The organism is Microbacterium algihabitans, assembly GCF_032464975.1.
Lineage (GTDB): Bacteria > Actinomycetota > Actinomycetes > Actinomycetales > Microbacteriaceae > Microbacterium > Microbacterium algihabitans.
The window spans coordinates 1-22,664 of record NZ_JAWDIU010000004.1; the positions used below are offsets into that span (position 1 = coordinate 1).

Below are 22,664 nucleotides of genomic sequence, written 5' to 3' on the forward strand. Positions count from 1 at the left end.
GAGCCAGGATCAAACTCTCCGTAAAAAAGAAATGCATACAACCACCGGGAAAACGGGGCCGCAGCGAGTTTGAAACTGACCAAAGAGAAACATCATTACTGACGTATCCATATGCCAACCCCCAAAAGGGCTGGTCTTTGATCCAAAGGAATTTCTCGCAATCCGAATACACGGACCGACGAGGAATAAATTGGCATTTGACAAGTGCACGCTGTTGAGTTCTCAAGGAACGGACGCACCCACAGGAAACAGTCTTCCGACCTACCCGTGAGGCAGTTCACTAGATTGCCGATTCGGCACGACCGACAGCACGAAAACTCCGGACGGAGATGTTCTGCTGGGGATATGTGCCGATTGGCAGGATCCCAACTGTAGACCAAAGAGTCGAAACTCTCAACATCTGGTGTTGGGGGGTGGTTCGCTACTTGAGGGGCTGCGGGGCCTTCCGGCCGCTCCGCTCTCCCCTGTGGGGCGAACAAGTAATAAGTTACGCGGGAACGGCCGACCCGTCGAATCCAGCCACTCCCCGGGCGTGTCGCGCCCCCGGGGCCGCGGAAGGATGCGGGTTCTCAGGCGAAGCGGTCTGCTCCGCCCCATCCCCCGACCCACGCCTCCACGTGGGGCTCCGGCCCCACCGCGTGCGTTCCGTCGACGATGACGGTGCGTACGTGATGCCCGTCACTCATGTCCCAGCGGCGTCGGCGCTGGAGCGCGCGTCGACTGATCGCGTGGCCCAGCGTCGTTCCCTCGGGCGACACCAGTTCCACGGTGCCGACCGACGCGCCACTCAACACGGCGATCGCACGGACCAGAGGCTCGGGGTCGAGCACCACCACCGGTACACGCAGCTCGAGCACGACGCGGACGTCGTCCTCCGCCTCGGCGGACACACGGGGGTCCTGGCCCAGCACCGCCGACTCGCGCGCGGCATCCGTCACCACTCGTGCACGGGGGAAGGCGACGAGCAGGGAATCGACGCAGACGAACGCCGCAGCGGTCCCCACCCCCGCGGGTAGGCGCACCTCGAGGTCGTGCGCAGCCGGCAGCAGTCCTCGCGCGGACGACCCGTCCACGGGGATCAGCGATGCGAGACGCAGGGTCTGCTCGTTGCCCGCGCGACGATGGTCGCCCGATTCCCGGCCGGCCCAATCCGGGCCGTCGTGCCAGGCGATGGCATCCGGGACGTGCGCGAACACCGCGCCGGCCTGCCACGCACGATGCGCCCACTCCCAGTCCTCGCCGCCGTACGACGAGAACGATTCGTCGAACCCCCCGGACTCCGCGAAGAAGCTCCGCGAACACGCGAGCACCGCGCTGATGACGTAGCGGTAGGAACGGTCGTCGGCGTCGAGCAGGTTTCCGCTGCGCGCATAGGCGTCGCGCAGCCATGCGGGCTCGTCGAGCTCTCGCGCGGGAGCCACCTCCGCGATCGGAGCGTCGAGCGGGGCCTCCGAGAGGTCGGCGTGGCGGCGGCGTCCCACGGTCACCGCTTCGGGGAGCAGTGTCGGCAGGCGCACCATCTTGCGCACGTAGTCGGGCTCGGGTGTCGTGTCGGCGTCGAGGAAGCACAGCACCTCGCCCGTGGCGGCCGCGACCCCGAGGTTGCGGGCCGCCGCGGCGCGGAACCCGCGGTCGTCCTGCCGGACGAGACGGACACCGGCGGGGACGACGGGCTCGTCGGGGGATCCGTCATCGGCGACGATCACCTCGAGCAGATCGGCCGGATAGTTCTGCGCGCCGAGGGCGAGGAGGGTGCGGGCGAGCTCGGCGGGCTGGTCGTAGTGGGTGACGATGACGCTCACCCGGACCGGCTCGGGCTCGCGGTGCGCGAGCAGATCCCACCGGTTGCCCGGCACCCACGGCATCCGGTCGTTCCATGCGCCGGTCGGCGACTCGCTCACGCGCTCGCCTGCTTCCACCAGTCGAGGTAGGCACGCGCGGCGTCGGCGCGACCGTAGGGCACCCGGTCGAGGCCGTGCCAGGTGGACCCGGGATCGGCGCGCGCGGCCGAGACGGCAGCCGCGAGGGCGTCGGGCTCGACGGGCGACAGGGTCCCGGGCCGCAGGGCGGCCATCTCGTCGACGTAGCGGTTGCGCACGGCGAGAGGGCGGCGACCCCATCCGATCCACGACGCGAGGGATCCGGATGCCGAGACGTGGCGATGCGCGATCACCGGCACCGCGACCCGGCCCACGCGCGTGGCCATGTCGACATCGTCGAGCCACCCCGTGACCTCCACCCGGACTCCGCGATCCGCGGCGCGCCGCTCGAAGGCGGCGAGGTCGTCGGCGTGTCCGTCGGAGGCGCGACCGAGCACGGTGAGGCGCGTCATGCCGGCCTCGACCGCGGCGTCCAGCGCCTCGTCGTGGCCCTTGCCGGGATAGAAGAAGCCCAGGACACCGACCGAATCATCGAGGGGCCCGGCCGAGGTGTCCGAGGGGGAATCGACGGGAAGCGGCACGACCGCGACGGGGCCGTTCCACACCCCCTCTTCACGCAGCAGCTCGCGCTCATGGGCGCTGTTGACGACCACGCCGCGCGCGGCCTCGACCACCGCGCGGTAGAACGCCCGGCGGCGCGGGCGGTTTTGCTCCCCATCGGACTCCTGCGGCACGTCGTGCAGGGTGACGGTGAGCGGGTGGCGGGAAGCGAGGGCCTCGACGGCCCGCGCGGCGTCCTCGGGCGAGGCGCCCCAGAGGCGGTCGGTCACGTGCGCGTGAACGGGCGTCCCGCTCGGCAGTTCGGCGAGAGCATCGGGCGTCACCGTGCGCGTCGACGGCTCCCGTCGCACGACCTCCGCCGCGATCTGCCGGGCGTAGACGGCGACGCCGTGCGGCCCCGGGGGCGCGAGGAGCACGGGCGGGGCGGCATCCGGAACCGAAGACGTCGCGGTCACGCCGCAGCCGCCCAGGTGCGCAGGAGTGGGGTCATGCGCTCGACGACGGCCGCAAGCAGGGCGGGATGCGCGGCGTAGTACGCCGATTGCGCGTCGCGCACGGCCTCCGCGGACATGCGCTCCCCCGCGACGATCCAGTCGGGCTCGGGAGCGTCGTCGAGATCCCACGCGTCGACGACCCACGACTCGAGGGGCGCGCGCACCGACGCGAGGATCGGGCGGCCGGGGTCGACGACCCGGCCCGGGCGGCCGAGCGCGGCCACGATGCGTTCGCCCAGGGGCAGGAACAGCGCGTTGCCAGGGTGGTTCACCGTGCGGGCGAGGTCGGAGACGACGGGCGAGAAGAGGTCGGATGCCGAGACGTCGAGCCCCATCGCCTCGCGGCGGCGCAGTTCGGCGATCGAGGCGTCGGCGATCTCGCGGACGGTGCGCGCCGGAAGTCGCGGGGGCACCGCGATCCCCGCCGCCGCAGCGACCGTGCGCACGTCGTAATACGCCACGATCGGCGGATCTTCGGGGAAATCGGGGAGGCGCAGCACCGCCTGGAAGGGATGCAGGCCGGCGAAGCGCACGGCCGGGACGGTGACCGTGCGGGCCCCGGACGGCAGGGCCGCGCGCAGCTGCGCGGTGCCGAGCGGGAGTCCGCGGTAGTCGTCGCGGATCGGCTGGACGACAAGGAACGCCGCCTCGGCCAGCAATGCGTGCAGGCGTTCCGCGTCGGCCGCGTCGAGTTCGTGCACCGCCGGCACGCGGATCGCCGGCAGCCCGTCGGAGGAGATGACGAGGCGCAGCGACTCCGCCTGGCAGTTGCCCACGACGAGCCCGAAGCCCGCGGGGGGAGCCGCGTCGCCGAAGAAGGCGGCGTAGTGCGCCCGGCGCGCTATCACCGCGTCGCCGTGATCCGCAAGGCTGTGCAGCCCCGGCCTCTCGCCACCCATGATGAGGAACGTATCCGTCGGTGCCATCGTCGTCACAACCGCCCCGTTGCATTGCGATGTGCCTGGTGATGCGGTACGCGCATCCCTACGCACGCAACGCCACGAGGAGGAGAAGATCGTCGCCACCACCGTCCCCCCGGTTCGAGTCGCCGCCGTTCCCTCGGCCCACCCTTACGTCACCGCCGTCGCCGACCCCGCGCACGTGCACCTGCTGGCGGATCCGCCGCCGCCCGGCGCTCCGGCCGGGCAATGGTGGCCGCCCCAGGTGCTGCTGCCGACGTGGCTCGAGCAGCACGCCGCGGAGTTCGACCTCGTGCACGTGCACTTCGGCATCGAGTCGTACCGCCCCGACGAGCTCGCCGACACCGTCGCAACCCTGCGCCGCCTCGGAAAGCCGCTGGTCTACACGGTGCACGACCTCGAGAACCCGCAGTTGAGCGCCCAGGAGGAGCATCGCGCCTCGGTCGCCGTGCTCGCGGAGGCCGCGGACGAGCTCATCACCCTGACCGACACCGCCGCGGAGGAGGTCCGCGCGATCGCGCACCGCTCCCCCACGGTCATCGCGCACCCCACGCTGCTGGGCGAGGCTGAGCGGCCGATGGGCACCGCACACGATCTGACGCGGGTGGGCGTGCATCTGCGCGACCTGCGTCCGAACATCGACGGCGTCGGCACCGTCGCCACCCTCGTGCGTGCGATCGCGGACCTGCGCGCGCAAGATGCGCGCGTCGAGGGCGTCGTGCGGATGAACGAACGCGTCCGCGACGACGAGGCCGCGGCATCCATCGCCCTGCTCGCCGAGAAGTGCGACGGCGTGCGGGTCGAACGCGGTCCGCGGCAGGACGACGACGAGCTCTCGACGTGGCTCGCCGACCTCGACGCGTGCCTGCTTCCCTACCGCCACGGCACCCAGTCGGGCTGGGCGGAACTCTGCTACGACCTGGCCGTTCCCGTGATCGGCACGCGCGTCGGTCACATCGCGGCGCAGCACCCGGGCGACTTCCACACCTTCGGCGTCGGCGATCCGCTCTCGCTCGCCCGCGCCATCGTCGGCGCGACCGATCCCGCGTGGTCGACACCGGGCTCACGGCGTCGCGCCGCCGAGGTCGAAAGGCGCCGAGCCGACCGCCTCACGGAGTGGGCGGCGGTGCGCGCGGCGCACCGCGAGGTCTACCGACGGGCTCTCTCGGCGGAGGTGGCCGCGTGATCCGCGGGCAGCGACCGCTGCGCGTGCTCGTGGTCGCACCCTCGCGCTACGCCCTGCGGCAGCCGCACGCCGGCGGACTCGAAGCGGCCGTCTGGGATCGCGTGCGCTGGCTGCGCTCCCGCGGCCACGACGTGACGCTGTGCGCCGCCGACGGCTCGGACTTCCTGGGCGAGACCGCGGAGTTCCGCCTGCCGACCCCCGAGTGGACACGGCCCGAAGACGCCTCCGACACCGACTACCCCAGCGGCTACGCCGACGCGGTGGACGCCGCCTTCGCCGTCGCGCGGGACCGCCTCATCGCCGACCGTCACCTCTACGACGTCGTCGACAACCACAGCCTGCACCCCGCTCCCATCCGCTGGAGCCGCGAGGCCGACATCCCGGTCGTCACGACGCTGCACACCCCTCCGCTCGAGCCTCTGCTCGAAGCCGCCGCCGACGTGCGCGACAGCTCGCATCGATTCGTCGCGGTGAGCCAGGCGACGGCGCGGGCGTGGTCGGTCGAAGGGGTCGACGCGTTCGTGTTCCCCAACGGCGTCGACACCGAGCAGTGGACCCGTGGCGCGGGCGGGACCTCGTGGGTCTGGACGGGGCGCGTCGTGCCCGAGAAGGCGCCGCACCTCGCCATCGAGGCCGCCCGCGAAGCCGGAGCGCACATCGTGCTGGCCGGCCGCATCGGCGACGTGGACTACTTCGAGCAGGAGATCGTTCCGCGCCTGGGAGTGCACGCGCGGTACGTGGGACCGCTGCGGCAACCGGATCTCTGCCGCCTGGTCGGCTCGTCGGCCGTCGCCCTGGTCACCCCGATGTGGGAGGAACCGTTCGGTCTGGTCATCGTCGAGGCCCTCGCGACGGGGACCCCCGTCGCGGCGTTCGACATCGGCGGGGTGTCGGAGGTGATCGCCGGAATCCCCGGCGCCATCACCGTCACCGCCGGGGACGTCGTGGCCCTCGCCCAGGCCGCTGCTCATCTCGCCGCCACCGGTGCACGCGAGCCGCTCACCCGCGTGTGGACGCGTCGCGCCACCGTGCGGCAGCACTCGCTCGCGCAGCGCCACCGCGAGGTCGAGCGCGTGCTCGCCCACATCGCGCAGCCGGTACCGGCGCGCCGCGTGCCGGCGGTGTCGTGGTGATCGGCTGGTACGTCCACCACCACGGATACGGGCACGTCGCCCGCTTCCTCGCCGTCTCACCGCACCTGCACGAGCCCGTCGTGGCGTTCTCGTCGATGCCGCGGCCGGCGGGCCTGTCGCCCGAGGTCGAGTGGATCGAACTGCCCCCGGACGCCGATTCGTTCGAGGACGCGGACGGCACGATCGTCGATCCGCGTCACGCCGAGCCGACCGCCCGCGGACACCTGCACTGGGCCCCGCACGGGCACCCCGGGCATCGCGCGCGCTTGGCGGCGATCGCGGCCACCGCCGATGACCGCGACCTGCGCGTGCTCGTCGTCGATGTGAGCGCCGAGGTCGTGGCCTTCGGGCGCCTGCTCGGACTGCACACCGTCGCGGTGACGCAGCCCGGCGAACGCACGGACCTTCCGCACGCCCTGGCCTACGCCCTGGCCGACCGCATCGTCGCGCCCTGGGCCCACGGCGCCGTCTCGACCACGGGACTCGCGGAGCACGCCGACCGCGTGATGTGGACCGGTGGGATCTCACGGTACGACGGCCGGCCCGACGACGGCGCCCGCGACGAGCGATCCGTGCTGCTGCTGGGTCGAGTGCTCGACGACGACATCCGCGAAGAGGCGACCGACCGCCTGCGCGCCCGCGGGTGGGAGGTCACCGCGATCGGGCACGACGAGGCCTCCCGCATCGACGACCCGTGGCCCCTGCTCACGCGCAGCACCGTCGTGGTCAGCGCGGCGGGCCAGAACAGCGTCGCCGACCTCGCGGCATCCGGATCTCGAGCCGTCGTCATCTCGCAGGACCGACCGTTCGACGAGCAGCACCACACCGCCGACGCCCTCGGCCGATGGGGGCTCGCGCGTCGCGCCGATCAGACCGTCTCGGCCGACGACCTCGTGACCCTCGTCGAGAGCGCCGCCGGCGACGACCCCGACTGGGCGCTCTGGCAGGTCGCGGGAGCCGCCCGGCGCATGGCCTCGGCCATCGAAGCGGTACTGCCGTGAAGACGGCCGTCATCACCGTCGCCTCGGCGGCGCGGCAGGAACACCTCGAACGACAGCGACGCGTGCTGGCGGAGGTGGCGGACGACATCGTACGGGTCGAGGCGTGGCTCGACGAGACGCCCCCGACGCAGGTTCCGGATGCCGACACCCTCACGCTGCACGTGCCGCCGGGGCCGCACGGAATGCGCGTGGGCGAAGGGCGCAACCGCGCCGCCGCACGGGCCCTGGAAGCGGGTGCGGAACTTCTCGTCTTCCTCGACGTGGACTGCCTGCCGGGTCCCGACCTCCTGCCCACGTACCGCGCCGCCGCGGCCGCGCACCCCGACGCGATCCTGGCCGGAGCCGTGACGTACCTGGCGAGCGTGCAACGCCCGGAGTCGGCATCCGACCTGCCGTTCCTCGTACGCCCTCACCGGGCGCGACCGGCCCTGCCGTCGGGGTGGACGCGACCCGCGGCCCCGCCGGAGTACGACCTGTTCTGGTCGCTGTCGTTCGCGGTGACACCCGCGACCTGGGCCCGGATCGGCGGCTTCCACGCCGACTACGAGGGCTACGGCGCCGAAGACACCGACCTCGCCTGGACGGCTCGCGACGCCGACGTCGAGATGCACTGGGTGGGCGGGGCCGATGCGTTCCACCAGTGGCATCCGGTGTCGTCTCCCCCGTGGCAGCATCTCGACGACATCCTGCGCAACGGTGCGACGTTCCACCGCCGATGGGGGTCGTGGCCGATGGGCGGATGGCTCGACGCCTTCGCCGCGGCCGGGGCGATCGAGCGCCGCGGCGACGAGTGGGTGCGCACGGCCTGAGGCCTGCGGGGTGTCCACGACACCCGGAGTGCCGGGAGACCCGGACCGGGTGTCGTGGACGCTCAGCGGTGTGTGCGAGGCGCCCGCCGCCCCGCTCCCCACACGGATCGCGGGGCGCGGGACGGGGCGGGAGCCGGGACGCGACGGGCAGTCAGGGCGTCAGGCGCGACGCAGCCAGACCGTCGTCTCGCCCGGCAGCGTGTCGCCGTCGAGCGCGCGGCTCGACACCAGCACCTCGCCGGCGGGCAGGGGCGCCGGCTGGTCGCCGAAGTTGGTCACCACGGTCCAGCCGTTCGGGCGCTCGAACGCCACGACCTCGTCGCCGGCCGCGTCGACCCACGTGAGCTGCTCGTCGGTCTGCAGTTCGTGCCGCAGACCGAGGGCGCGGCGGTAGAGCGTGAGGGTGGACGCGGGGTCGCCGTCCTGCAGATCGACGGCGTAGGTGGCGAACCAGTCCGGTTGCGGCAGGTGCGCCCCGCCCTCTCCGAACCCGAAAGCGGTTCCCGACTCCGACCAGGGCAACGGCACGCGGCATCCGTCGCGTCCCTGATCGATTCCGCGGCTGCGGAAGAACGTCGGGTCCTGGCGCTGGTCGTCGGGGATCTCGGCCACCTCGTGCAGGCCGAGCTCCTCGCCCTGGTACAGGTACGCGGAGCCGGGCAGGCCCAGCACGAACAGTGCGGCCGCGCGCGCACGGCGCTCGCCTCGCTCGGCGTCGAGGGTCGGCGACTGCCCACCCGAGAGCAGCCACTCGTTGCCGTGCTTGAGCGTCGGGCGCCCGTCGTCGCCGCGCTCGGCGTCGGGAAGGCCGTACCGCGTGGCGTGACGGACGACGTCGTGGTTCGACAGCACCCACGTGGTCGACGAGCCCGAGGTCGCGGCGAGGGCGAGGTTGTCGGCCACGATCGTGCGGAACTGGCGCGCATCGAAGTCGGCCTCGAGCAGGTCGAAGTTGAAGGACTGGCCGAGGCTCTCGGCGCTCGCGTACAGCGGCACGCGCGAGGGGTGCACCCACGCCTCGGCCACGGCGGTGCGCGGCGGGTCGTACGAGTTGAACACCGCGCGCCATTCGGCGTAGACCTCGTGCACGTCGTCGCGGTCGAGCAGCGGGTGGTTCCCATCGATCGGCATCGCGTCGAGCTCGGCCTGCGAGGGCAGGGGCTCGCTGAGGTCTTTGGTGAGCATGTGCGCCACGTCGATGCGGAACCCGTCGACGCCGCGGTCGCTCCAGAACCGCAGGGTCTTCACGAAGTCGGCGCGCACCTCGGGGTTCGACCAGTTCAGATCGGGCTGCGAGACGTCGAAGTTGTGGAAGTACCACTGGCCGTCGGCGACGCGCTCCCACCCGGATCCGCCGAAGACCGACACCCAGTCGGTGGGCGGCTCGGCCCCGTCGGGTCCGGTGCCCTCGCGGAAGATGTAGCGCTCGCGGGCGGCCGACCCGCGGCCGGCGGCCAGGGCCTCCTGGAACCAGGCGTGGTCGTTCGAGGTGTGGTTCGGCACGATGTCGACGACGACGCGGATGCCGTGGGCGTGCAGCTGCGCGATGAGCTCGTCCATGTCGGCCAGGGTCCCCAGCCGCGGGTCGACGTCGCGGTAGTCGGCGACGTCGTAGCCGCCGTCGGCGAGGGCCGAGGGGTAGAAGGGGCTGAGCCAGATGGCATCCACCCCCAGCTCGGCCAGGTACGGAACGCGCGAGGTGATGCCGGGGATGTCGCCCAGGCCGTCGCCGTTCGTGTCGGCGAAGCTGCGGGGATAGACCTGGTACACGACGGCCTGGCGCCACCAGTCGGGGGCGTCGGAGAGTTCGCGAGCGTGTGCGGACGGTGCTGCGGTGGTCACGGTTGTCCTTTCGAGGGGATGGTCGGTCAGCCCTTGACGGCGCCCTGCGTGACGCCCGCCATCACCCATCGCTGGGTGAAGAGATAGGCGACGATCGCGGGGGCCATGGCCATGAGGTACGAGGCGAAGGCGACGTTGTAGTTGTTGGAGAACTGCGTCTGGAACAGGTTCTGACGCACCGGCAGGGTCTGCAAGGCCGGGTCGCTGATGATGAGCGAGGGCATCATGAAGTCGTTCCACGCGTAGAGGAAGGCGAAGATGCCGACCGTCGCGCTCATCGGCGCCAGCAGCGGGAAGATCAGCTGCCAGAACGTCTGCCACGTGGTCGCGCCGTCGATGCGCGCGCTCTCTTCGAGTTCGAGGGGGATCGAGCGCAGGAACGCGGTGAACAGCAGCACGCTGAAGCTGAGCTGGAACATCGTGGCGAGGATGATCACGCCCAGCGGGTTGTCGAGCCCGACCCGGCCCGTCAGCTGGATCTGCGGCAGCGCGACGACGGGGAACGGGATGAACATGGCCGCGAGCAGGTAGAAGAACGAGTAGCGGAAGAGCTTGCGATCCCAGTTGCGGGCGATCGCGTAGGAGGCGAAGGCCGCGAGGATGATCGTGGCGACGACGGTGCCGGCGGTGACCAGCAGCGAGATCGCCAGGCCCACCGGGAACTTCGTCAGCGTCCATGCCTGGACGAACCCGTCGAAGCTGATCGGCGAGGGGAACGAGAACGCGTTGCCGTCGACGACCTGGGTGCCGCTCTTCAACGCCATCGAGACGGTGACGTACAGCGGCAGCAGTACGGTGAGGGCGCACAGCACGAGGATGGTCGTCGTGGGCCAGTTGACGCGCTCCATGCCGACGCGACGCGAGCGGCGGCGCGAGGGCTCGAAGCCAGCAGGCCCCTGACGCTCGGGGAGGGTGAGCTCCGCCTGCTCGACGGCGAGGGCGGGCTGGTTGAGGGCGGTCATGACAGGGTGTTCCTTCCCCGGGTCAGCGAGAGCTGCAGGAGTGAGATGACGACGGCGACCACGAAGAAGAGCGCGGCGTTGGCCATCTGGTAGGCGTAGTCGCCTCCGTTGAATCCCAAGATGATCGACATCGCGACGCTGCGGGTCGCGGTGCCGGGGCCACCGCCGGTGAGACCGACGATGATGTCGTACGCGTTCAAGAAGCCCTTGAAGCCGAGGATGACGTTGATCACGACGTACCCGGCCACCAGCGGCAGCGTGATGCGCAGCAGCTGCTGGGTCTTGCTCGCCCCGTCGAGGCCGGCGGCCTCGTACACGTCGCCGGGCACCGCCAGCAGACCCGCGATGTAGATCAGGAGCGTGCCGGGGATGGCCTGCCACGCGGTGACGATCACGATCGCGACCCATGCGAGGTCGGGGTTGGCGAGCAGGCTCGTCTCGAGCCACGGGATGCCGAGGGCCGCCCCCGCCTCGGGCACCGAGTTGCTGAAGAGGAAGTTGAAGACGTAGGCGATGATGATGCCGGAGATCACCATCGGGATGACGAAGACCGTGCGCAGCGCCTTCTTGAAGCGGATCTGCGCGGTCAGCCCGACGGCGAGCAGGAACGCCGCCACGTTGACGACGATCACGGTCGCGACCGAGAAGCCGAACGTGAACAGATACGCCTGCAGGATGGCCGGGTCGCTGAAGATCGCGATGTAGTTGGTGAGCCCGGTGAAGTTCCACTCCCCCAGGCCGATCGAGTCGGTGAAGCTGAAGAAAATGCCGATGAGACCCGGAACCGTGATCGCGAGCGTGAACAGCACGAGCGTCGGCAGCAGGAACAGGTAGTAGATCGGCTCGACCCGACGGGAGCTGCGACGCGCTGTCGCCTTGCCTCCCGTGACGATCGTGGTGGTGGTGGTCATCGCGCGGCCTCCTCGCCAGCGGCATCGTTCGTCGAGGCCGGGGGCTGGCGGAACGCCAGGCGCGACCAGTCCTCGTCCATCGTGCGCAGGGTGGCCTCGGGCGAGGCGCCGAAGATCATCGCCTGGGCGTAGTTGAAGGTCGGGATCGTCTTGGGCACCAGGACGGAGGCGCCCTGGTAGATGCGCCCCTCGTCGTAGTACGGGATCATCCCGGCCACGCGCGGGTCGCTCGGTGAGGGGGCGTCCGTGGTGGGGGCGAACCCGAGCTGCGACTCGTTGTACGCCTCGATGATCTCGGGCTGGTAGAGGTACTCGAGGAAGTCACGGGCGGCGTCCTGATGGCGGGAGGCCTCGGGGATGATCGCGGCGAGGTCCATGTTGACGCGCACCTTGAGGTCGGCCGGGTCGTCGGTCATGGGCAGCGGGAACGTGCCGACGGGCAGGTCGGGCGCGGTCTTGGCGATCTCGCCGAGCGCCCACGGTCCCTGCAGGTACATGCCCGCCTCGCCCTGGGCGAAGGCGAGGTTGCCGTCGCCGTAGGCCCGGCTCTCGGCATCCGGATTCGTGTAGTTCTGCGCCAGCTCGAGCATGCGGTTCATGGGCTCGGTGAAGTCCTTCGCGAACGACACCGGCGAGTCAGGCCCGACCTGCGCGCCCTCGCCGGCGAGGCCGTCGAAGAAGTCGATGACGTCGAGCGAGCCGCCCACGGAGTAGTCGTACCAGCCCTGCGCGACGGTCCAGTCGTCTTTGAAGGTGCCGTAGAACGGGGTCACGCCGTTCTGCGTCAGGGTCTCGGCGACCTGGATGAGCTCGTCGTAGGTGGTGGGCACCTGGAGCCCGAGCTGGTCGAAGATCTGCGTGTTGTAGATGACGGATGCCGCCATCACCGAGTACGGCAGGGCGCTGGTGCGACCCGCGCACGAGCCGTACTGGTCCATGAGCGGCTGGAGGTCTTCGCGGACGCTCGCGGCGGCCGCGGTGCCGCTGAGATCGCTGAGCGCGCAGCGCTGGACGAAGCGGGCGACCTCGTAGTTGTAGTTGGCGAGCATGATGTCGGGCGGGTTGCCGCGGACGAAGCTCGCCGACACGACGTCGACACCCGAGCTGTCCATCTCGACGCGCACCTCGTCTTGAGAGGCGTTGTACTGCGCGACGACGTCGTTCATGAACGACAGCGCCTCGCGCTTGCTGAAGGTGAAGCGGATGGTCTCGCGCCCGTCGGCCGAGCATCCCGCGAGCAGACTCGCCCCGAGCACCCCCACCGCGGTCGCCGCGAGCCATCGTCGCCCGGCTCTGGTCTTCGTCGACACCTGGTTTCCTCCTCCGCCGCACTGCGAATATGTTGTATCAGCGACTAAATCTAGTCGCCAAATCAATGTCGTGGAGGCAGTATTGCATCGGGACGCAGGCCGGTCAAGAGCACCGGGCGCGACGCGACAGAGGGGCGGATGCCGATGGACGCCGTGACCGCCACGCCCTCGCTGCGTCGGCACAGCCTCGACGCCGTGCTGCGCCACGCGTGGGATGTCGACGCCTTCACCGCGAGCGATGTGATCGCGACCGTCGGGGTGACCCGGTCGACGGCGATCGACGTGCTCGACGAGCTGACGGCCCGACGACTGCTGGCCGAGATGCCGAACGCCCGCGCCGTCGGGGAGTACTCCAAGGGCCGGCCCGCGCGACGCTTCGCCTTCCAGCCCGGCTCCGGCGTTATCGTCGGCGTCGACGCCGGTCGCGGGCACGTGACCGCCACCGTGGCCGACCTGCGCGGCGCGACGCTCGCGACCTCCCGCCTGGCCGTCGACCCCGAACGCGACTCCCCCGAGCGACGCCGACGCGCTGCCGAGACGATCGTCGACGCGACCCTCACGCGCGCGCGACGCGAAAGGAGCGACATCGTCGCGATGTGCGTCGGGGTGCCCGCCCCCGTCGACCGTCACGGACGCTCGCCCGTGCACCACGACCGGTTCTGGGAGCGCATGAACCCCGGCTTCGTCGACACGTTCCAGGCCTGGTCGCCGGTCGTCCGCGTGGAGAACGACGCCTCTCTCGCCGCCGTGGCCGAGCGCGCACGGGGAGCCGCCGTCGGCTGCGACGACTTCGTCGCCCTGCTCGCCGGGGAGCGCTTCGGCGCCGGCGTCCACCTCGACGGCCGCCTTCTGCGCGGAAAACACGGCGGCGCCGGTGAGACCGTCGCCTTCGACCGTGTCGAGGGCGTGGGCAGCGCCGAGGGGCTCGCGCCCCGCTGCGTCGACGCGGCGCGGGCGGCGCTCGCCGACGGCAGCCTTCCGGCCGACAGCGCGCTGCGCGGGATCGACCCCGAGTCCCTCGACGCCAAGACCGTGCTCGACCTCGCCGCTGCGGGGGACGCCGGGGCGCTCGCCATCGCCCGTCGGGTGGGCGGGGCGCTGGCCGGCGTGGTCGGCATCTTCGGCAGCCTCTTCGACGTCGACCGCGTGATCGTCTCGGGAGCGATCGCCGCGGGCGCGGGTCCCATCATCGACGCCGCGATCGCCGCCCTTCCGCGAGCTCTCGACCTGCCCGCCCCCGAGATCGTCGCCTCGGCCCTCGGCGCCGACATCGTCTCGATCGGCGCCGTCGCTGCCGCCGTCGAGGCGGCGCGCGAGAACGCCCTCGATCTGCCCGTCTTCGCGCTGCCCGAGGATCGCGTGCGGGCCTGAGTCACGGCATCCGGAACGACAGGACAACCCCCGCGGCGCGGATCGCGCGGACGGATAGCGTCGAGGGGTCCGGTCCGATCCCCGGGCAGGTGGAGACCTCATGCCTTCGTGGCCCGAACACGTCATGTGGTGGCACGTCTACCCGCTCGGCTTCGTCGGCGCACCGATCCGCGACGGCGAGGGGCCGGATGCCGAGATCGTGCACCGTCTGGGCCTGCTCGACCCCTGGCTGGACCACGTCATCGAGCTCGGCCTGAACGGGCTCCTGCTCGGCCCGGTGTTCGCGTCGGAGACCCACGGCTACGACACTGTCGACCACCTGCGCATCGACCCGCGACTCGGCGACGACGGCGATCTCGACCGGTTGCTCGCGGGGGCTCGGGAGCGCGGCATCCGCGTGTTGTTCGACGGGGTTTTCAACCACGTCGGGCGCGCGCACCCCGCGTTCCGGACCGCGACCGAGGACGGTCCGCAGCTGTTCCGCGGGCGGTGGGTCGACGGACGGTTCGAGGCCGAGGTGTTCGAGGGGCACGGCGCGCTCGTCGCCCTCGACCACTCGTCGCCGGCGGTCGCCGACCTCGTGGTCGACGTGATGTGCCACTGGCTCGAGCGCGGGATCGACGGGTGGAGACTGGATGCCGCGTACGCGGTGCCGCCGGAGTTCTGGGCCGCGGTGCTTCCGCGGGTGCGCGAGAGGTTCCCCGAGGCGTGGTTCGTCGGCGAGGTCATCCACGGGGACGGCCCCGCGATCGTGCGCGCCTCGACGATGGACTCGCTGACGCAGTACGAGCTGTGGCAGGGCATCTGGCACGGCATCGCCGACGGAAACCTCTTCGAATTGAGTCACGCGATCGAGCGGCACGACGAACTGCTCGCCACCTTCGCGCCGCAGACGTTCGTCGGCAACCACGACGTCACCCGCATCGCCTCGGCCATCGGATCCGATCTCGTGCCGCACGCCCTCGCCGTGCTCTTCACTGTCGCGGGGACCCCGTCGGTCTACGCCGGCGACGAGTTCGGGTGGACCGGCGTGAAGGAGGAGCGCGAGGGCGGCGACGACGCGGTGCGGCCGGAGTTTCCGGCATCGGCCGCGGAGGTCGGCGAGGTGGACGAGCGGATCCTCGAGACGCACCGCGCGCTCATCGCGCTGCGCCGCCGCAAGCCGTGGCTCTGGCGCGCGCACACCGACGTGGTGGAGGTCGCCAACGCCGCGATCGTGCTGCGCACCGCGGTCGGCGACGACGCGGTCGTGGTGGCGCTGAACATCGGCGACGAGGCGGTGTCGGTGCCCGCCGCCGACGCGCGCACGGTCGTCACCGGCGACGGGAGCCTCGCCGACGGGCGGGTCGAGCTCGGCCCGCGCGGGTGGGCGGTGCTGGAGGGCTGAGTCCCTGCGCTGACAGCAAGGCCCCTGAGTCGACAGCGAGGTCCCTGAGCCGACAGCGAGGCCCCTGAGCCGACAGCGAGGTCCCTGAGCCTGTCGAAGGGACCGGGACCCGCAGACGACCGCGGACGCCTCGACAGGCTCAGCGACCGCGCTTCGACAGGCTCAGCGACCGCTCACCGGGACCAGGACCCGCAGACGACCGCGGACGCCTCGACAGGCTCAGCGACCGCGCTTCGACAGGCTCAGCGACCGCGTCAGGCGCCGGCGCGGAAGCGGTGCTCGGGGCGACCGGTGCTGCCGTACCGCAGGCTCACCTGCACGAGCCCGCGTTCGGCGAGCGCCGTGAGGTGGCGCTGCGCCGTCGCACGCGAGACCCCGATGCGCTCGGCCACCTCGGTCGCCGACGCCTCGTCGGCGCCGAGCGCGGCGAGCACGGTCTGCTCGGTCGCCGACCGCGCGAGCGAGGGTCCGTCGCGCTCGCCCCGCATCGCGGCGGCTGCCCGATCGATGTCATCCTGCGAGAGCGGGCGCGGGCTCGACAGCAGATTGCGGTAGCGCGCGAAGCGGTCGAGGCGCTCGGCGAGCACGCGCGTGTCGAACGGCTTGACGAGATAGGCCAGCGCACCGGCCGAGAACGCGCGGCGCACGGTCGAGGCATCCGTCGCCGCCGACAGCACGAACGCGTCGACGTCGAGCGAGCGCACGAGTTCGATGCCGTCGCCGTCGGGCAGGTACACGTCGGCCAGCACGAGGTCGGGCGCGTGCGCGGCCACCGCGGCGCGAGCCTCGCCGACCGTGCGCGCCGGTTCGAGCGCGACGAAGCCCGGCCGCGCCGCCACCGCATCGCGGTGGAGCCCCGCCACGCGGAAGTCGTCGTCGACGACCAGAACCCGGATGCCGTTCACTCGCTGATTCCCTCTCGCTCGCTCGTCCCGCCCCGCACGCCCGGCAGTCTTGCCGCAACCACCGCGCCGTGATCACCGCACCCGGCGTCGACCACCCACACCTCGCCGCCCCGGCGTCGGGCGAACTCGCGCGAGAGCGGGAGTCCGATACCCAGTCCGTGCACGGCATCGGGATCGTCTCCGCGCTCGCGCGGCGCGAAGATCGCCTCGACGTCGGCTATGCCCGGTCCCGTGTCGGCCACCGTCAGCACGACCGCGTCGGCGTCGTCGAGCACGCTCACCTCGACCCCACGGGGTTCGGGAGCGGATGCCGCCGCCGTCACGGCGTTGTCGATGAGGTTGCCGAGCACGGCGACCACATCTTCGACGTCGTCGATGGGCGCGCTCGAGAACGTGTCGTCAGCCACGCGCAGGGCGACCCCGCGTTCGCGCGCCGACAGCGCCTTGGCACCGAGGAACGACTGCAGCATGGGGTCGCCGACGAGCTCGATGCCGGGCACGGCCCAGTCCACCGATCCGCGGTCGACGAGATCGGCGAGGAACGCGCGTGCTTCGTCGATGCGTCCGGCGTCGAGAAGGCCCACCGCGGCGTGCAGGCGGTTGGCGTTCTCGTGGCGCTGCACGCGCAGGGCATCGCCCATGGCGCGCACGCTGTCGAGACGGCCGGACAGGGCGATGACGTCGGTGCGGTCGCGCAGCGTCGCCACCCGGCCGAGTGTCCGCGTGCCGCGGCGCACCGGACGCACGTCGAGGAAGACCACGCGATCTCCCAGCGGGAGCCCGCTCGACGCACCCGGTGCCGACAGGGCGGCGACGACGGCGGGCGGGAGCCCGAGCTCGTCGAGGCGGTGGCCGACGGCATCCGTGATCCCGAGAAGCCGCTCGGCGGAGGGCGTGCACACCCGCACGACACCGGCGTCGTCGAGGGCGAGCACTCCCTCGTCGGCGCTCTCGAGCACGGCGGTCTGCGTCTGCACGAGCGAGACGAGTTCTTCGGGCTGGACGCCCAGGGTCAGTCGCTCGAGCCGTCGGCGCATGAGCAGGGCGACCACCGCCCCGATCGCCACGGCGAGCGCCACGGCCACCGCGATCCCGCCGATGAGGGCAGGGAGGTCGTCGAACACGCTCGCGCGCTCGAAGCCGACGCTCACCTCGCCCACGGGCGCTCCCCCGCCGGGCGGATAGACCGGCACCTTGGCGCGGGCCGATTCGCCCAGCGTCCCCGTCTCCCACGTCACGACCTCGCGCCCGGCGAGAGCGTCGGCGAAGCTCGTGCTGACCACCTCGCCCAAGCGATTCGGATCGGGATGGGCGAGGCGGATGCCGTGGTCGTCGGTGATCACGACGAACAGGCCCTGCGTGCGGGCGGTCACATCGGCCGCGTACTGCTGCAGCGCGCCGCCGCGGAGGTCCGCGGCATCCGGAGTCCCGGGATCGGCCGAGTACTGCGCCACGCGCTCGCGCACCTCGGGCGCCTCGGCCACGGAGCGGGCGATGTTGAGGGCGGAGGAATCGGCCTCGGCCTTGAGCTGCTGCACGCCGAGCCAGGCGAAGACGGCGGTGCAGACGACAACGACCACGAGCTGGGTGGCGATCTGCACGAGGAGCATCCGCGTGGCGAACCGCATGCGCACCTCCTCGCTCGTCGTCTTCGGCGCACGGGGCGGCGCGCACGGCTCTGTGCGCGAAATGCGCAGAACACACGGTACGCGCATAACGCCCCGCAATGCGAGCAAGCGCGCGGCCGAGCACCCCGCGTCCGTAGTGTCACCGAATCGACGGCGCGCCCCGTGCCGGCATCCACGACGAAGGAGTCGCGATGACCCCCCTGATCCTTGCGGCCGAAGCCGAAGAGTACGCGGTGGCCTACACGCCCGCCGACGGAGTGCTCGTCGCCCTCGGCTTCCTCATGGTCCTGTCGTTCATGGCGCTGATCATGACGCGGCGCATGACCCCGATGGTCGCCCTCATCATCGTGCCCACCGTGTTCGGCCTCATCGCGGGCGCCGGCTTCGGCCTGGGCGACATGGTGATCGACGCGATCGGCAAGATGGCCCCCACGGCGGCCCTGCTGCTGTTCGCCATCATGTACTTCGGCATCATGATCGACGTCGGACTGTTCGACCCGCTCATCCGCGTCATCACGCGCTTCTTGCGCGACGACCCGGCCAAGATCGTGCTCGGCACGGCGATCCTCGCCGGCGCGGTCTCGCTCGACGGCGACGGCTCGACCACCTTCATCATCACCACCTCGGCGATGCTGCCGCTCTACCTGCGCCTGGGCATGAGCCCCGTCGTGCTCACCTGCGTCGCGGGCCTCATGAACGGCACGCTGAACATCGTGCCGTGGGGTGGCCCGACCGTTCGCGCCGCCACCGCCCTCGGCCTGCAGCCCACCGACGTCTTCGTGCCGATGATCCCCTCACTGCTCGCGGGCCTGGTCGTCTCTCTCGCCTTCGCCTGGTTCCTCGGCCTGTCGGAGCGCAAGCGCCTCGCCGGCGCGATCGACACCGACAAGATCGACGGCCCGGGAGGCTTCGGTCGCCTCGGCGCCCCGAAGATCTTCCGCGGAGCCGAGCACAAGCCCGGCGCCCTCGCGTCGCTGCGCACAGGCAACATCGTCACCGTCCGCGGTGGCGGGGCCGCCGTCGCCGCCCCGCAGCTCGTCGAGGCCGCCGACACGGCGATGGCCGACACGATGCTCGACCCCAACCGCGCGACCCTGCGACCCAAGCTCATCTGGTTCAACCTCGCGTTGACCATCGCGGTCATGGTGCTGCTGGTGCTCGACCTGTTCCCCCTGGCCTTCGTGTTCATGGTCGGCGCCGCGATCGCGCTCGTGATCAACTTCCCGAAGCTGCGCTCTCAGGCCGACGAGATCGTCGCCCACGCACCCAGCATCGTCGGGGTCGTGTCGATGGTGCTCGCGGCCGGCGTGCTGGTCGGCGTGCTCAACGGCACGGGCATGGTCACCGCCATGGCCGACTGGATCACCCAGGTCATCCCCGCGTCGATGGGGCCGTTCCTCGCCGTCATCACGGGTGTGCTGTCGATCCCGTTCACGTTCTTCATGTCGAATGACGCGTTCTACTTCGGCATCCTCCCGGTGTTGGCCGAGAGCGCGGCGAACTACGGCATCGCCCCGGTCGAGATGGCCCGCGCCTCGATCACCGGCCAGCCGGTGCACCTTCAGAGCCCGCTGGTCCCCGCGATCCTGCTGCTCGTCTCGCTCGCCGGGGTCAACCTCGGCGACCACCACAAGAAGGTGCTGTGGCGCGCGACCGTGGTCTCGCTGGTGATGCTCGCGGTCGGCGTGCTCGTCGGCGCGGTGCCTCTGCTGGGCTGAGGCCCGAATGCGACGAGACCCCGGATGCCATGGCATCCGGGGTTTTCTCGTGGGAACGACTCAGCGCGCGGGCGGGGCCGAGGCGCGCACGATCAGGCGCGTCGGCAGGGGCGTGCTCTCGGTGACGGTGTCGGGCTCTTCGACGAGCAGCAGCACCTTCTGCATGAGGATCTCGCCCAGAGCGGCGAAGTCTTGCCGCACCGTGGTCAGCGAGGGGTAGACGAACGCGGCCTCGGGCACGTCGTCGAAGCCGACGACGCCGATGTCTTCGGGCACCCGCAGGCCCCGCTCGCGCAGGGCCGACAACACGCCGATCGCCATGTGGTCGTTGGCGACGAAGATCCCCTCGCCGGGGGTGAGGTCGGCCTCCGACGCGATGCGGTAGCCGCTCGCCGCCGACCAGTCGCCGTGCACGGCCGGGGTCGACTGCGCGCGCGCCGCCGCGACCTCGTCGCGCCATCCGCGCAGACGCTCGACGGCATCGGGGTTGCGGGCCGGGCCGGCGATGTGGCGCACCGTGTCGTAGCCCGCCTCGAGCAGGTGGCGCACCGCTCCCCGAGCCCCGCGGTACTGGTCGATCGCGACGAGGCGCGGGTGCGGCCGGGCGCTGCTGGCCGAGGCGACGACGGGGATGTCGATGTCGAGGGCCTGCACCGCCGCGAGCACCTCGGTGTCGACCACGACGAGCACGATGGCATCCACTCGCTGCTTCAACAACCCGTCGATGGCGGTGCGCACCGCGGCCACGTCGTTCTGCGGCGAGCTGATGGCGTCGACGTTGTAGCGCGCCGCGCGGGCGGCGAAGTTGAAGTTCGTCGCGATCGACGACGGGCCGTAGTCGACCGTGCCGGGGGTGACGAGGCCGATCGTGCGCGTGCGCCGCGTGACCAGCGCGCGTGCGGCCGGCGACGGGCTGTACCGCAGCTGCGCGATCGCCTGCTCGACGCGCGCGCGGGTGGCGGGGCGCACGTTGGGCATGTTGTTGAGCACGCGCGACACCGTCTGGTGCGACACCCCCGCCAGGCGTGCGACGTCGAAGATGTTGGCGGTGCGGGAGGTCTTGTCGTCAGCCACCGTCACCCGCTTCCGGGGTGGTGTGACCGGCGACGAGTGCGAGCAGCGCGTCGGAGGTGAGATCGGCGGCCGGCACGATCTGGGCGAGCTCGCCGTCGCGCATCACGGCCACCAGATGGGCCACGCGCAGCACCTCGTCGAGCTCGGCGGAGATGTAGACGATCGACAGGCCGTTGTCGCTGAGTTCACCGACGAGGCGTTGAATCTCGGCCTTGGCGCCGACGTCGATGCCGCGGGTCGGTTCGTCGAGCACGATGAGGCGCGGCGACAGCGCGAGGAGGCGCGCGAGGAGCACCTTCTGCTGATTGCCGCCCGACAGCGTCGAGACGGGACGATCGATGTCGGCGGGGCGGATGTGCAGCGCCTCGACCCAGCTCATCGCGAGCTCGCGCCGCCGCGCCGTGCTCAGTCGGTGGAACACGCCCCGCTGGGCCTGCAGCGCCAGGGTGATGTTGTCGAGCACGCTGAGGTCGCCGATGACCCCCTCGGTGCGCCGGTTCTCAGACGAGTACGCGACGCGACGCCGAATCGCCTCTCGCGGAGTCGCCAAACGCACGGGGTCGCCGTCGATGCGCAGCTCGCCCGCGTCGGGGTGGTCGACGCCGGTGAGCGCCCGCGCGAGCTCGCTGCGACCCGAGCCCAGCAGGCCCGCCACTCCGATGACCTCGCCCTCAGCGATGTCGAGGTCGGCGCCGCGCAGGCGGGGTCCGGATGCCATGCCCCGGGCGCTCAGCACGGTGGGGCCCTCGGCCGGGTCGGTGGAGCGCTGGCCGAGCGGGGCGAGCGCCTCGGCCGTGGCGCCGAGCATTTTCTCGACGAGATCGATGCGCAGGAGTTCGCGGGTGCCGTACTCGCCGACCAGGCGTCCTCCGCGCAGCACCGTCACGCGATCGCAGATCTCGTAGACCTGGTCGAGGAAGTGCGAGACGAACACGATCGCGATCCCCTGCGCCTTGAGGTCGCGGATGACGCGGAACAGTTCGGCGACCTCGTCGGCGTCGAGGCTGGAGGTGGGTTCGTCGAGCACGAGCACGCGAACGTCGGTCGAGACGGCACGGGCGATCGCGACGAGCTGCTGCACCGCCAGCGGGTGCGACGACAGCACCGAGGCCGCGTCGATGTCGACGCCGAGCGCCGCGAGCGCCTCGTCGGCCCGCTGCCGCATGGCCCGGTGATCGATGACGCCGAAGCGGCGGGGTTCGCGGCCGAGCGAGATGTTCTCGGCGACGGTCAGGTTGGGCAGCAGGTCGATCTCTTGGTAGACGGTGGAGATGCCACGGGCCTGCGCGTCGGCCGGCGACGACAGCCGCACGACGCGGCCGTCGAGCGCGATCTCGCCGGCGTCGAGGCGCAACGCCCCGGTGATCGCCTTGATGAGGGTCGACTTGCCGGCGCCGTTCTCGCCCATGAGCGAGTGCACCTCGCCGGGCAGCAACCGGAAGTCGACGTCGGCGAGGGCCGATTCGACCCCGAAACGCACCGTCGCTCCGCGCACCTCGAGGAGGGGCGGAGCGACGGCGGACATGGGGTCAATCATGCCCGCGCCGCACCTGCTGCGCCGACACGACCCGG

The 22,664-nt window shown here is 71.5% G+C and carries 18 protein-coding genes; 7 read left to right on the forward strand and 11 right to left on the reverse strand.

Going from position 1 to position 22,664, the window contains the following annotated elements:
• Positions 1-569: 569 nt before the first annotated feature.
• The 3 genes from RWH43_RS11750 to RWH43_RS11760 are packed head-to-tail and all read right to left on the reverse strand — an operon-like array spanning position 570 to position 3,861.
• Positions 570-1,901, reverse strand: coding sequence for a glycosyltransferase family 2 protein (locus RWH43_RS11750; protein WP_316001569.1), 1,332 nt, complete (start codon positions 1,899-1,901; stop codon positions 570-572).
• Complete coding sequence (locus RWH43_RS11755; protein ID WP_230705194.1) at positions 1,898-2,896, reverse strand: glycosyltransferase; 999 nt, start codon at positions 2,894-2,896, stop codon at positions 1,898-1,900. Before RWH43_RS11755 ends, RWH43_RS11750 begins: the two co-directional genes overlap by 4 nt.
• A complete protein-coding gene (locus RWH43_RS11760) occupies positions 2,893-3,861 on the reverse strand; it encodes a WcbI family polysaccharide biosynthesis putative acetyltransferase (RefSeq protein WP_316001570.1) in 969 nt (322 codons plus the stop codon). The genes RWH43_RS11755 and RWH43_RS11760 overlap by 4 nt, the downstream gene beginning before the upstream one ends.
• A gap of 31 nt (positions 3,862-3,892) precedes the next feature.
• Here RWH43_RS11760 and RWH43_RS11765 point away from each other — a divergent pair, with 31 nt between their 5' ends.
• From RWH43_RS11765 to RWH43_RS11780, 4 genes are read left to right on the forward strand one after another with little or no spacing between them, the layout of a single operon-like run.
• Positions 3,893-5,041: a glycosyltransferase gene (locus RWH43_RS11765; RefSeq protein WP_186325569.1), complete on the forward strand. Its 1,149-nt coding sequence runs from the start codon at positions 3,893-3,895 to the stop codon at positions 5,039-5,041.
• Complete coding sequence (locus RWH43_RS11770) at positions 5,038-6,174, forward strand: glycosyltransferase (protein ID WP_230705196.1); 1,137 nt, start codon at positions 5,038-5,040, stop codon at positions 6,172-6,174. Before RWH43_RS11765 ends, RWH43_RS11770 begins: the two co-directional genes overlap by 4 nt.
• Entirely contained in the window at positions 6,168-7,175 is a 1,008-nt protein-coding gene (locus RWH43_RS11775; RefSeq protein ID WP_316001571.1) for a hypothetical protein, read from the forward strand. The genes RWH43_RS11770 and RWH43_RS11775 overlap by 7 nt, the downstream gene beginning before the upstream one ends.
• A complete protein-coding gene (locus RWH43_RS11780; protein WP_144834684.1) occupies positions 7,172-7,984 on the forward strand; it encodes a glycosyltransferase family 2 protein in 813 nt (270 codons plus the stop codon). Before RWH43_RS11775 ends, RWH43_RS11780 begins: the two co-directional genes overlap by 4 nt.
• 159 nt (positions 7,985-8,143) lie before the next feature.
• Here the strand turns inward: RWH43_RS11780 and RWH43_RS11785 are convergent, their stop codons facing one another.
• The 4 genes from RWH43_RS11785 to RWH43_RS11800 form a co-directional block, all read right to left on the reverse strand.
• Positions 8,144-9,895 (reverse strand): glycoside hydrolase family 13 protein, encoded by a 1,752-nt coding sequence (locus RWH43_RS11785; protein ID WP_437127389.1) that lies wholly within the window; start codon positions 9,893-9,895, stop codon positions 8,144-8,146.
• Positions 9,853-10,674, reverse strand: a complete 822-nt coding sequence (locus RWH43_RS11790) for a carbohydrate ABC transporter permease (protein WP_144784729.1) — start codon at positions 10,672-10,674, stop codon at positions 9,853-9,855. Before RWH43_RS11790 ends, RWH43_RS11785 begins: the two co-directional genes overlap by 43 nt.
• Positions 10,675-10,784: 110 nt before the next feature.
• Positions 10,785-11,699 carry a carbohydrate ABC transporter permease gene (locus RWH43_RS11795; RefSeq protein ID WP_144784467.1) on the reverse strand — a complete coding sequence of 305 codons (915 nt, stop codon included), beginning with the start codon at positions 11,697-11,699 and terminating at the stop codon, positions 10,785-10,787.
• A complete protein-coding gene (locus RWH43_RS11800) occupies positions 11,696-13,009 on the reverse strand; it encodes an ABC transporter substrate-binding protein (RefSeq protein ID WP_316001572.1) in 1,314 nt (437 codons plus the stop codon). The genes RWH43_RS11795 and RWH43_RS11800 overlap by 4 nt, the downstream gene beginning before the upstream one ends.
• 144 nt (positions 13,010-13,153) lie before the next feature.
• On the opposite strand from RWH43_RS11800, the gene RWH43_RS11805 reads away from it, so the two are divergent.
• Entirely contained in the window at positions 13,154-14,380 is a 1,227-nt protein-coding gene (locus RWH43_RS11805) for an ROK family protein (protein ID WP_316001573.1), read from the forward strand.
• A gap of 100 nt (positions 14,381-14,480) precedes the next feature.
• Positions 14,481-15,767 (forward strand): alpha-amylase family glycosyl hydrolase, encoded by a 1,287-nt coding sequence (locus RWH43_RS11810; RefSeq protein ID WP_251507548.1) that lies wholly within the window; start codon positions 14,481-14,483, stop codon positions 15,765-15,767.
• 254 nt (positions 15,768-16,021) lie between these two features.
• Here the strand turns inward: RWH43_RS11810 and RWH43_RS11815 are convergent, their stop codons facing one another.
• Together RWH43_RS11815 and RWH43_RS11820 are read right to left on the reverse strand one after the other, a co-directional pair.
• Entirely contained in the window at positions 16,022-16,672 is a 651-nt protein-coding gene (locus RWH43_RS11815; RefSeq protein ID WP_144834674.1) for a response regulator, read from the reverse strand.
• Positions 16,669-18,300 (reverse strand): sensor histidine kinase, encoded by a 1,632-nt coding sequence (locus RWH43_RS11820; protein ID WP_186325566.1) that lies wholly within the window; start codon positions 18,298-18,300, stop codon positions 16,669-16,671. Before RWH43_RS11820 ends, RWH43_RS11815 begins: the two co-directional genes overlap by 4 nt.
• 191 nt (positions 18,301-18,491) lie before the next feature.
• Here RWH43_RS11820 and RWH43_RS11825 point away from each other — a divergent pair, with 191 nt between their 5' ends.
• Positions 18,492-20,018 carry a CitMHS family transporter gene (locus tag RWH43_RS11825; RefSeq protein WP_316001574.1) on the forward strand — a complete coding sequence of 509 codons (1,527 nt, stop codon included), beginning with the start codon at positions 18,492-18,494 and terminating at the stop codon, positions 20,016-20,018.
• Positions 20,019-20,078: 60 nt separating this feature from the next.
• Here RWH43_RS11825 and RWH43_RS11830 read toward each other — a convergent pair whose 3' ends face one another.
• Positions 20,079-21,092, reverse strand: a complete 1,014-nt coding sequence (locus tag RWH43_RS11830; protein ID WP_154097743.1) for a LacI family DNA-binding transcriptional regulator — start codon at positions 21,090-21,092, stop codon at positions 20,079-20,081.
• The gene (locus RWH43_RS11835; protein WP_144834669.1) at positions 21,085-22,617 is read right to left on the reverse strand and encodes a sugar ABC transporter ATP-binding protein; all 1,533 of its coding nucleotides are present in this window, start codon (positions 22,615-22,617) and stop codon (positions 21,085-21,087) included. Before RWH43_RS11835 ends, RWH43_RS11830 begins: the two co-directional genes overlap by 8 nt.
• Positions 22,618-22,664: the final 47 nt, after the last annotated feature.